General features: G+C 42.7%; 9 protein-coding genes. All 9 read left to right on the top strand.

Features of this window, described 5'->3' with window-relative positions; translation table 11 throughout:
* Positions 1-193 precede the first annotated feature (193 nt).
* Positions 194-535: a hypothetical protein gene (locus tag OCV57_RS06040; protein ID WP_022287216.1), complete on the top strand. Its 342-nt coding sequence runs from the start codon at positions 194-196 to the stop codon at positions 533-535.
* Positions 532-1488 (top strand): D-2-hydroxyacid dehydrogenase, encoded by a 957-nt coding sequence (locus OCV57_RS06035; RefSeq protein WP_267300805.1) that lies wholly within the window; start codon positions 532-534, stop codon positions 1486-1488. Before OCV57_RS06040 ends, OCV57_RS06035 begins: the two co-directional genes overlap by 4 nt.
* 19 nt (positions 1489-1507) lie before the next feature.
* Positions 1508-2305, top strand: coding sequence for a glutamate 5-kinase (gene proB, locus OCV57_RS06030; RefSeq protein WP_022287218.1), 798 nt, complete (start codon positions 1508-1510; stop codon positions 2303-2305).
* A 5-nt stretch (positions 2306-2310) separates the two neighbouring features.
* Positions 2311-3564 carry a glutamate-5-semialdehyde dehydrogenase gene (locus OCV57_RS06025; protein ID WP_267300804.1) on the top strand — a complete coding sequence of 418 codons (1254 nt, stop codon included), beginning with the start codon at positions 2311-2313 and terminating at the stop codon, positions 3562-3564.
* A gap of 122 nt (positions 3565-3686) precedes the next feature.
* Entirely contained in the window at positions 3687-4301 is a 615-nt protein-coding gene (locus OCV57_RS06020; protein WP_242988940.1) for a TIGR04100 family radical SAM protein, read from the top strand.
* Positions 4302-4441: 140 nt separating this feature from the next.
* Positions 4442-6205, top strand: a complete 1764-nt coding sequence (locus OCV57_RS06015; RefSeq protein ID WP_267300802.1) for an RNA polymerase sigma factor — start codon at positions 4442-4444, stop codon at positions 6203-6205.
* 237 nt (positions 6206-6442) lie between these two features.
* Positions 6443-8572, top strand: a complete 2130-nt coding sequence (locus OCV57_RS06010; RefSeq protein ID WP_267300800.1) for an RNA polymerase sigma factor — start codon at positions 6443-6445, stop codon at positions 8570-8572.
* A gap of 90 nt (positions 8573-8662) precedes the next feature.
* Positions 8663-9724 carry a histidinol-phosphate transaminase gene (gene hisC, locus OCV57_RS06005; protein WP_267300799.1) on the top strand — a complete coding sequence of 354 codons (1062 nt, stop codon included), beginning with the start codon at positions 8663-8665 and terminating at the stop codon, positions 9722-9724.
* 224 nt (positions 9725-9948) lie between these two features.
* A complete protein-coding gene (gene cbiB, locus OCV57_RS06000) occupies positions 9949-10920 on the top strand; it encodes an adenosylcobinamide-phosphate synthase CbiB (RefSeq protein WP_022287224.1) in 972 nt (323 codons plus the stop codon).
* Positions 10921-11024 lie beyond the last annotated feature (104 nt).

Raw genomic sequence — 11024 nt, 5'->3', positions numbered from 1 at the left:
TTTGTATTTGTGTGGTAACTTTATTTTATCAGATTTTTGCCTATCTCTCTTTTCTTTTTTCTTAATTTTGTCCAATATCTATTGTAGCACTACATTTATAAAGCCGTTATAAAGGCTCAAATCTATTGCAAATGACGTAAAACTGTGGTATAATATCTTAGTATGATAAAATAATGCTTTAGGAGATGATAGTGTGATAGAAACACTGGCGGCGGAAACTGCGACCTTGCAGAACGTTTATGCCCCCTTGCCTTTTAAGGTGCATATGATATTCTGCGTTATCGCTACGCTTTTATATATAACTCAGTTCATAAGGAAAGGCTCTTATCATTATCTTACATTAATGATAGCTATCGACCTTACTATAGTTACTCAGTTTACCACAAAAAGCTTTGTTATCGGTATGCTTTTCGGTGCAGAGGTAGCGCTTCTTGCGGCAACAGCTTTTATTTCCCATAGGTTTGCTAAAAAGCAGAAAGCTTTGGAGAATGCCGAGGAAAAGTCGGAAACTGCTCAAAAGGAAGATGAAGAATGAAAATAGTTATACTTGACTCTGAAACAGTTTCAAGAAACGATGTGTCGCTGGAGGGAATAACAGTCCTTGGTGAAAGCATTGTTTATGGTTTTACACCAAATGAACAGGTCGCAGAAAAGATAGGCGACGCTGACGCTGTTATATGTAACAAGTGCCTTATAACAGAGGAGGTATTCTCAAAGTGCAAAAACCTGAAATACGTCGGTCTTTTTGCAACGGGATATAATAATGTTGACCTCTCCGCCGCAGACAGGCATGACGCAGTGGTCTGCAATGTGCCTGCATATTCTACAAACGCAGTTGCTCAGCATACTTTTGCACTTATCCTCAACTATTTCAGCAAGATAAGAGAATATGCCGAGAAAGTTGACGAGGGCGGCTGGGTGAATTATAAGCTGTTTTCATATTTTGGTATCCCTACCTATGAGCTTGCAGGAAAAACCATTGGTATAGTAGGCTATGGCGACATAGGAAAGAAAGTTGCTGAGATAGCAAGAGCGTTCGGCATGAAGGTCATCACCTTTACACGCTCACCCCAGAAAATAACTGACGGCACGCCTGCGGTAAGCCTTGAAGAACTTCTAAAGACCTCTGATATAGTGACGCTCCATTGTCCTCTTACAAAGGATAATGAAAAAATGATAAATGCCGAAAGCCTTGGCATGATGAAAAAGTCAGCATTTTTCGTCAACACTGCAAGGGGTGGTCTTGTGGACGAAAAGGCACTTGCACAGGCTCTTGAAAATGAAGTCATTGCAGGGGCAGGAATTGATGTTCTCACAAACGAGCCAATGGGTGAAGACTGCCCTCTCAGAAACGCAAAGAACTGCACTGTTACCCCACATATAGCGTGGGCACCAAAGCAGACGAGAGAAAGGCTTCTTGAAACTGTTGCGCAGAACTTGAAAATGTGGATAGAGGGTACGCCACAGAATGTTGTCAACGGAAAATAACAATAAGGACATGATGAAAATGATAGATATGACAAAAAAGAAAAGAGTTGTGGTAAAGGTAGGAACTTCTACTCTTACTCACAGCACAGGGCTTCTTAATATACGCCGTGTGGAACAGCTCGTTAAAACTCTTGCCGATCTGCAAAATGCAGGACATGAGATAATCCTTGTATCAAGCGGTGCGGTAGGTCTTGGCAGAGCAAAGCTGGGCATAAAGGAAAGACCAAAGGACACTCCCACAAGACAGGCTTGTGCGGCGGTGGGTCAGTGTGAGCTTATGTATCTTTACGATAATCTTTTCTCTGAATACAGCCTTAATGTGGCTCAGCTTCTGCTTACAAAGTATATTCTTCTTGAGGACAGACGCATAAACGTGCAGAACGCCCTTAACCGCATCATAGAGCTTGGTTCTATCCCTATTGTGAACGAGAACGATACGGTGTCTATTGATGAGTTGGAGCTTGAAATGGGCGAGAACGATTCTCTTGCGGCAAATGTTGCGGTGCTTGCTAATGCAGACCTTCTTATAATAATGTCTGATATCGAGGGACTTTTTGACAAAGACCCTCATAAGTACGATGACGCTGAGCTTATCCCTGTTGTGCCTGAGATAACGGAGGAGATAAAGGCTATTGCAGGGGGTGCAGGTTCTTCTCTTGGCACAGGCGGAATGGCGACAAAGATAAAAGCCGCTGAGATATGCAAAAATGGCGGAATAGATCTTATCATCATGAACGGCAGAGATCCAAGACATTTGTATAAGGTTTTTGAAAATAAACCTATAGGAACACTTTTTACAGCTAACGGGGAGGTATAGTAAAAATGAGTTACATCGATATTTTGGGACATAAAGCAAAAGCTTGCAAAAAGGATATCGCCTTCGCTTCAACAACACAGAAAAATGACGCACTTCTTGAGATCGCACATATCCTGAGAGTTTGCAAGGACGATATTATCGAAGCAAACAAGGTGGACCTTGAAAACGGCAGAATGAGGAAAATGTCGGAAGCAATGCTTGACAGACTTGCACTCAATGACAGCCGTATCGAGGGCATGGCAAAGGCTTGCGAGGAGCTTGCACAGCTTGACGACCCTGTGGGCGAAGTTGTTTCAGGCTCAACAAGACCTAACGGCATGAAGATCGAGAAAGTAAGAGTGCCAATGGGTGTTATAGGCATTATTTTTGAAGCCAGACCTAACGTTACTGTAGACGGCGCTATACTTTGCCTTAAAAGTGGAAACGCTGTTATACTCAGGGGCGGAAAGGAAGCAATAAACTCAAACAAAATGCTTGCCGACCTAATGAGAAAGGCTGTCGAAAGGGCAGGCTTCAGCCCTGACATCATTCAGCTTGTGGAGGATACTGACAGAGGCATCGCTCTTGATATGATGAAAGCTAATGATTATATTGATGTCCTTATCCCAAGGGGAGGCGCACAGCTTATAAAGGCTGTTGTACAGTCTGCCACTGTGCCTGTTATTGAGACCGGCACAGGAAACTGTCACGTTTATGTTGACGCAAGTGCGGATATAAAAATGGCTGTGAACATTGTTGATAATGGCAAGACCTCACGTCCGTCTGTATGCAACGCAGTTGAAAGCTGTCTTGTTCACAGGGATATTGCAGAGGATTTTCTCCCGAAGCTTAAAGAAAGACTTGACAAGCACCACGTTGAGATAAGAGGCTGTGAGCTTACAAGGCAGATACTTGGCTCTGAAAACGTTACTCCTGCTGATGATGACGATTATGCAACAGAGTTTCTTGACTATATAATCTCTATCAAGGTCGTTGACGACATGGCGGAAGCACTTGAACATATCGACAGATTTTCTACAGGACATTCTGAGTGTATCGTTACGGAAAGCCTTTTTGCCGCACAGGAATTTCAAAAGCGTGTTGACTCAGCGGCAGTATATGTAAACTGCTCAACAAGATTTACAGACGGCGGAATGTTCGGTCTTGGTGCTGAGATAGGCATTTCCACTCAGAAGCTTCATGCAAGAGGTCCTATGGGTCTTAGAGAAATGACCACCACAAAGTATCTTATCTCAGGCAACGGACAGATAAGAGAATAGATATTAATGAGGAATGAGGAATGAAGGTATCGCCTAACGGCGATGATTTCTCTCTGTAGGGGCGAACAGTGTTCGCCCGTTTACTCTATACTTTGATATATTACAAAAAAGAGGTAATTATAATGATAAAAGCTATGAATATTTCTTATGAGATAGGCGATAAGCTTTATCTCAACATCACAAACAAGTGCCCATGCAACTGCACATTCTGTATTCGTCACAACGGTGACGGTGCTTATGGCTCTGACCCACTGTGGCTGGAACATCAGCCTACTGCCGAAGAGGTAATAGACGACATCAAAAAGCGTGACCTTGACAGCTACAAGGAAATTATTTTCTGTGGCTATGGCGAGCCTACCTGTGAGCTTGAAATACTCAAAGAAACTGCAAAGTATATAAAGTCTGTTACAAAGACACCTATAAGGATCAACACAAATGGTCTTAGCGACCTTATCAACAAGCGTGAAACTCCTGCTGAGTTCAAGGGACTTGTTGATATAATCTCAATAAGTCTTAACGCTTCTGACGCAAAGGCTTATGACGAGATAACAAGACCCTCATTCAAGGGCGTGAACTGCTTTGAAGAAATGCTCTCTTTTGCAAAAAGAGTGAAAGAGTTCGTGCCTGAGGTAATGCTCACTGTGGTTGATATAATCGGCGAAGAGGAGATAAAAAAATCTCAGGCGGTTGCTGACAGCGTGGGTATACATCTCAGAGTCAGAGAATATGTTGATTAATATTTTGTAAACAATATATTAAGTTTTATATTTGCTCAATATTCCGTTTTCAGCAAACATCTAAGTGATGTCGGAACAATAACCGAGTGCTGAAAACGGAATATTTTTGTTCGATAATAAAAAGGAAGCTGGGTAGAAAAATGGAAAAGGAAAAGATAAGACGTCTTGTTTTGCAGGCAGGACAGGGTGACAGAGCAGCTTTCGGCGAGCTTTACGAAGAAACGGGCAGGTCGGTATATTTTAACTGCCTGAAGCTTATTGGAAATGCTCAGCAGGCAGAGGATATAACTCAGGACACTTTCATGAAAGCTCTTGAAAAGCTTGACAGTCTTAAAGAGCCTGAGAATTTCTCAGCATGGGTAAACCGCATTGCCATAAACAACTGCAAAATGTATTTCAGGAAAAATCCCCGCACTGCGGAGGAGGAGTCGGAAAAGATAATCGTCGATACGCCCGACAGCGAGCTTATCCCTGACGATTATGCCGACAGCGAAGAAAAACGCAGGATAATAATGAACATTATCGACACCGCTCTCACTGACGAACAGCGTCAGACAATAATACTTTTCTATTTTGATATGATGAGCGTAGCTGAGATAGCAGAGATAATGGAATGTTCTGTTGGCACTGTCACTTCCCGTCTTAGCGCTGCAAGAAAGAAGATAAGGGAGGCGGTGCTTATTTACGAAAAGAAAAACAATGACAGGCTTCATGCTGTTATGCCTATACCTGTTCTGTCAAAGATATTTATGCAGGAATGTCAGCATTTGAAGCTGCCTGAATTATCCGTTTTCAGCAAGGCGTCAGCCATGGAAGTTGTTCCCGATAAAAATACTACAATAAGTAAATCGGGAGGAAAAGGTATGTTTTCCACAGTAAAAGCAAAAGTAATAGCAGGTGTGGTCGCATTGGCAGTAGTTGGCGGAGGTATCACAGCGGTGGTGCTTGCAAACAGAGATACGACAGCAGATGCTGATAAGCCAAACACAGCCGTTCAGACAGACGCACAAGGGGAAGTGAACGAGCAGGAGATAGAGGACAATCTAAACGAACTTGATGAAAATGCTGATAATGAAGATAATGTTACTGACGATGATGCAAGCGGTACAAATTCAAACAGCGAGCTTGAAATGGCTGTTTACACTGTGTCTGACGAGATAAAAAATGCTGATCTTTCGTCAGGTCTTGTTCAGCTCAATGGTGACATCATGCAGGTGGGCGGATATATAAAGACGTCTGATTTCTATGCAAAATATGCTGACGAGTATAGCTTTGTATACTGCGATGGAGGTCACTATGAGGATAAAAAGGGCGAAATGCTCAATTATCGTGTAGGTGCTGACAACTATTTCGGCGGTGAATGGTGGGATAGCTATTACATGACCCTTATCCCAAAGGTCGAGCCGCAGGGAGATGAGATAACGGTCTATGTTGCAAATCTAACAAACCCTGACGGACAGGTATCTCTTGCAGACAGCTATGTGGTATGGGCAGAGGAAACGCCTATGTCAAACGATATTTACACCCCTGCTTGGATACCGACCGGTATGCCAACAAGGCTTTGCTATGATGTCACAAGCACAAAGAAGCTTGATGAGATATATGACAACATAGACAATTATTCAGCACGATCAGTGCAGGATATGCTTGCTTCTCAGGGCATCTCAAAGGGCGAGAACAGCATTTCAGGCAACTATCTTTCCTATGTTTACTCACAGGGCGATATGTCAATGGACGGAACATACTGTGTGAACAGCGACACTGACCCTGATGTTTTCGTTGCATATGTTGCAGGTGAGAAAAATGCCGCAGGGCTTACACCTCTCTACAGATATCATTTTGCCTTCGATACAAATTCAAAAAAGCTTTATGAAAGCAGAATGTATCTTGCAGGTATGTTCTGAAAAACCTATCCCTCACATTTGTGGGGGATATTTTTTTGCTCGTTGACAGGCATTTTGTTATGTGATATAATTATTTCGGCAATATTATAATAATAAGTATTAATTATATGTAAACTATATATGAAAATTTTGAATTTGCTCAACAAATCGTCTGCGTTTTGCATCTAACTAATGTCGGGACTGATAAAACAGCGGACGAGAAAACGGCAATTCGGAAAGAAAGAGCAGGTAAAAAACATGGAAAAAGATGATATCAAAAAGCTTGTATTGCAGGCGGCACAGGGAAACAAGGCGGCGTTCGGTGCGCTTTATGAAGAAACGGGCAGAACAGTGTATTTTAGCTGCCTGAAGCTTCTTGGCGACCCACAGCTTGCAGAGGATATCACTCAGGAAACTTATCTTACAGCCCTTCAAAAGCTTGGCACTCTTGCACAGCCTGAGAATTTTCCAGCATGGGTAAACAGGATAGGGATAAATCTCTGCAAAATGCACTTTAGAAACAATTCCGCCCCTGAGGACAACTCAGAGGAGATAATAGAGGAGATCCCTGACGAAGGGCTTATCCCGGAGGAATATGTGAGCAATGACGCTAAAAGAAAGATAATAATGGATATTATCGACACTGTTCTCACAGAGGAGCAAAGGCGTTCGGTGATACTGTATTATTTTGATATGCTCACAGTGCCTGAGATAGCAGAGGTAATGAACTGCACCACAGGTACAGTAACTTCCCGCCTTAGTGCCGCAAGAAAAAAGATAAAGGAGGCGGTGCTTATATACGAGGAAAACAACAACGACAGACTTCATGCTGCCGTGCCTGTATTTATTCTTTCAAAGCTTCTTAATAAAGAGGCTTCAAACACCGTTCTTCCGAAACTTACCGTTTTCACAGGCTCAGCCTCAGCCGCTAATGCAGTTCCCGATAGCGTAACATCAACAAAAACTATATCGGGAGGAAAAGGAATGTTTTCAACAGTAAAAGCAAAAGTTATAGCAGGCGTTTGTGCCGTGGCAGTTGTGGGCGGAGGTATCACAGCGGCGGTAATGATTAGTTCAAATAATAGTGATGACGATGATAATAATGATATTGTTGTTGCTTCTTCACAAAATGACAGCACAGCTTCAAAGGGCGATAAGACCCTGTCTGATACCGCTAACGATAACAAAGACAGCGGCTTATATTGGATAGACGGATTTAATGGTGGTACGCCGTCAGATACTTTGCCGCAGGATATTTTCGGCAGCAAAATATCAGTGCCTGTTGACCTTAGTGCCATAGACGGCGGCAATGCCAATATGAAAATGTACGGCGACGATATTGGCAGATCTAGTGATATTATGAGCGTTGATAAAATGATAGGTGAAAACAGTGACGTTGAGATAACCTTCGTTTCATCAGATGAGAGCCAAACAAACTACGACCTTACCGGTGCAAACCCATTTGACCGTGACGCAAGTGTGTCTGACATTCTCAAGGAAAACAGCTGGAGCATTACCATACCTGTAGAAGAGGCTGTGGATACCTCCGACTGGGAGTATGAAAGCTACGGCAACTACAGCAATAAAGAAGATCTTGATAAAATAATCGACAAAATGGGCTGCCCTACAAGCATTTATATGAACAGCGAATATGACGGCATGGACGATTATAAATGCTATACAATGTATTGGGAGAACGTTGACTATACAGTTTCACTCGGCGTGGTGGAAACATATAGTAATTACGAAGAGTATGACGTAGTGCTTGATTACTTCTCGGTTTCCGATTTCACATACTACAGCAAAAACTATCCGCAGGAAGAAATACACGAAAAAGACGGAGAGGCTGTTTTCACATCTGAGTATACAGGCATAACAACACCGGGCGAGAGCACTGTAAACACTGATGAGAACAGAATAAAGGTATATGATGACCTCAAGACCCTTGACCTTACTTCAGACGCTGCTCTGCCTAAGGATATAAGCGTAAGCTATAAGGGCATAGACCACGTTTTCACAGGCACTGAGCTTATTGATGATGTAAGAGAAGAAATGGTGGATACCCCTGACGATGAATACGAGTCTGCTCTTTGCTACGGAAAAACAAGCTCGACTGTGGATAATATCATCATCTTCGACTTCTGGCTCAACAGCGATCATACCCTCCATAAGATAAGAATGAGTTTCACCACCGAAAGCGACTGCTCAATATTCGGTATAACAAAAAATTCAACTCCTGAGGAGATGGCTGCGATTCTCGGCACACCTGAGGTCAGCGACAGAAACGGCAAAGATCAGTTTCTTGATTGGAAGAGCGATTCCATGAGCGTGAACGCATATTACTATGACGGCGTTTTGCAGTCTATACAGGCTAACTTTGAAAACTAGGCGGCTTTTATTTGACAACATAAGCGGTATGTGCTATAATATTTTATATTAATACTTTACTATGATAAAATATAGAGAGGATAATGTAAAATGAGCGAAAAGCTTTGGAGAAAAAACCTTATAAATATAGAGCCATACGTTGCAGGGGAACAGCCTAAAAACGATAAGATAATAAAGCTCAATGCAAATGAAAACCCTTATCCGCCGTCATCAAAGGTAAAGGCGATATTGGAGGGGAAAACTATTGCAGAGCTTAGAAAATACCCTAGTGCTGACGCTTCTGTTCTTAGGGCGGCGCTTGCGGAGCGTGTTGGGCTTAAAAGCGAAAATGTTTTCTGCGGAAACGGTTCAGACGATGTGCTTGCCACAGCTTTCAGAGCATTTTTCAACTCTGATAAGCCTATACTTTATCCTGATATAACTTATTCGTTCTATCCTGTGTGGTGTGAGCTTCTGAAGATACCATACAAGACTAAGAGCGTTGACGATGATTTTGTAATAAATATCGAGGATTTCAAAGAGCCTAACGGTGGCGTTGTTATACCAAACCCTAATGCTCCGACAAGCCTTGGTGTGGGTGAGAAATTTATAAGAGAACTTCTTGAAAACAATCAGGACAGCATTGTTATAATCGACGAGGCATATGTGGATTTCGGCAGGTATTCCTGCGTGGAGCTTGTGAAAGAATATGACAACTTGGTTGTAACGCAGACTTTCTCAAAGTCACGTTCCCTTGCAGGCATGAGAGTTGGCATGGCTTTTGCCAGTGCCGAACTTATCAGCTATATGCAGGCTGTGAAGGACTCATACAATTCCTATCCTCTCGACCAGATAGCCATAGAAACTGCCGTTGCAAGCCTTTCTGACGAGGATTATTTCAAGGCGACAGTTGAAAAGGTCAAGGCAACAAGGGATAGAACAGCGGAAAAAATGCGTGAAATGGGCTTCAACGTCCTTGACAGCGAAACGAATTTTCTCTTTGCACAGCATGAAAAACTCTCTGCAAAGGAGATCTTCACATACCTCCGTGAAAATGGTATTTTCGTGAGATATTTCAACAAGCCGAGAATAGATAACTTCCTGAGAATTACTATCGGCACAGACGAGGAAATGGAGCTTATGCTTGAAAAGCTTTCGGAGATATGCAAATAATATAGTTATCACAAAAGCTTATGGATATATCTTTTCAGTGTAGGGGCAAACAGTGTTCGCACCTTAGTTTCTGATTTTTTTGAAAGACTTTTGTTCGGGCGGCTCTGACCGCCCTTTTTTTGTGCCTTATCCCTTAAAATCAAAGCATAAAGGTATTGAAAATCAGAAAATGTTGTGATATAATTATCATAAGTAATTATTGCCTGAAGAAAGGATATGTATATATGTTGATAAATTCACTGGCGGCGCTTGCGCTTGGCTTTGCGCTGGATATGCTCCTTGGCGACCCTGAAGTAGTGGTCTATCCTCAGTATTTTATAAAAAAGCTTGTGGCAAAGCTTGATAAGTCTTTCAGAAACAGCTATAAAAACACCCCCGAAGCACAGCGCATGGCAGGTCTTATGATGACTGTGATAGTGCTTCTTATAGTTGCCGCTGTGGCATTGCTTCTTCTATTCGTGGGCTATAAGCTAAATGCCGCACTTGGCATCTTCCTCGAGGGCATAATGTGCTGGTCAGCACTTTCTGTAAAGTCCCTTAAAACTGCGGCAGGGGGAGTGATGCGTGCTGCAAGGGCAGGCAATCTTTCTTCTGCACAGCGCAAGGTAAAAAAAGTGACCTTCCGTGACACCGACGATATGAACATTGACGCTGTTATAAAAAGTACGGTGGAGTCGGTTGCAGAGAACACCACAGATTGGGCGGTCGCACCTATTTTCTGGTCTGCGATATTCGGCGGCCTGGGCGGAATACTCTACAGAACAGTGAATATTATCGACAACACAGTGGGCTATAAAACAGACACATACATAAACTTCGGCAAATTCCCTGCAAAGCTCGACGACGTTCTCAGCTTTATACCTGCAAGAATAGCCGCCCTGCTTATGAAAATGAACGTTTCTTATCTTCACCTTGACAGCAAGAACGCTTCTCAGGTATACAAAAAAGACAGAAGAAAATCCCCTAGTCCTAATTCAGCGCAAACTCAGTCGGTGTGTGCAGGTGCATTGGGTATACAGCTTGGCAGTGATGAGTATTACGGCGGACAGCTTGTAAGAAAGCCTGTTATAGGCAGAAATCTAAAGCCATGCGAGCCTAACGATATATTCTGGGCAAATCAGCTTTTGCTTGGCACATCGTTCTATGCTATGCTTTTTACAGCCGTTATAAGAACGGCACTGTTCTTTGTGATATGATATAAAATAACAATAGCCGAGAGGTAAACGCCCCTCGGCTTTGTTTTTATAGTGTAGAGGCGACCTTGGGTCGCCCGCTTATCGTTAGTTTCTGTGCAAAAAAA

Source organism: Hominimerdicola aceti, assembly GCF_025567495.1.
GTDB classification, from domain to species: Bacteria; Bacillota; Clostridia; order Oscillospirales; family Ruminococcaceae; genus Hominimerdicola; species Hominimerdicola aceti.
The sequence above is the reverse complement of the archived record's forward strand: the minus strand, read 5'-3'. Positions and strand labels throughout refer to the sequence as shown.

Coding starts and splice junctions, on each gene's coding strand:
- OCV57_RS06035 (WP_267300805.1), top strand. CDS start 532: ATGAAAATAGTTATACTTGACTCTGAAACAGTTTCAAGAAACGATGTG.
- proB (WP_022287218.1), top strand. CDS start 1,508: ATGATAGATATGACAAAAAAGAAAAGAGTTGTGGTAAAGGTAGGAACT.
- OCV57_RS06025 (WP_267300804.1), top strand. CDS start 2,311: ATGAGTTACATCGATATTTTGGGACATAAAGCAAAAGCTTGCAAAAAG.
- OCV57_RS06020 (WP_242988940.1), top strand. CDS start 3,687: ATGATAAAAGCTATGAATATTTCTTATGAGATAGGCGATAAGCTTTAT.
- OCV57_RS06015 (WP_267300802.1), top strand. CDS start 4,442: ATGGAAAAGGAAAAGATAAGACGTCTTGTTTTGCAGGCAGGACAGGGT.
- OCV57_RS06010 (WP_267300800.1), top strand. CDS start 6,443: ATGGAAAAAGATGATATCAAAAAGCTTGTATTGCAGGCGGCACAGGGA.
- hisC (WP_267300799.1), top strand. CDS start 8,663: ATGAGCGAAAAGCTTTGGAGAAAAAACCTTATAAATATAGAGCCATAC.
- cbiB (WP_022287224.1), top strand. CDS start 9,949: ATGTTGATAAATTCACTGGCGGCGCTTGCGCTTGGCTTTGCGCTGGAT.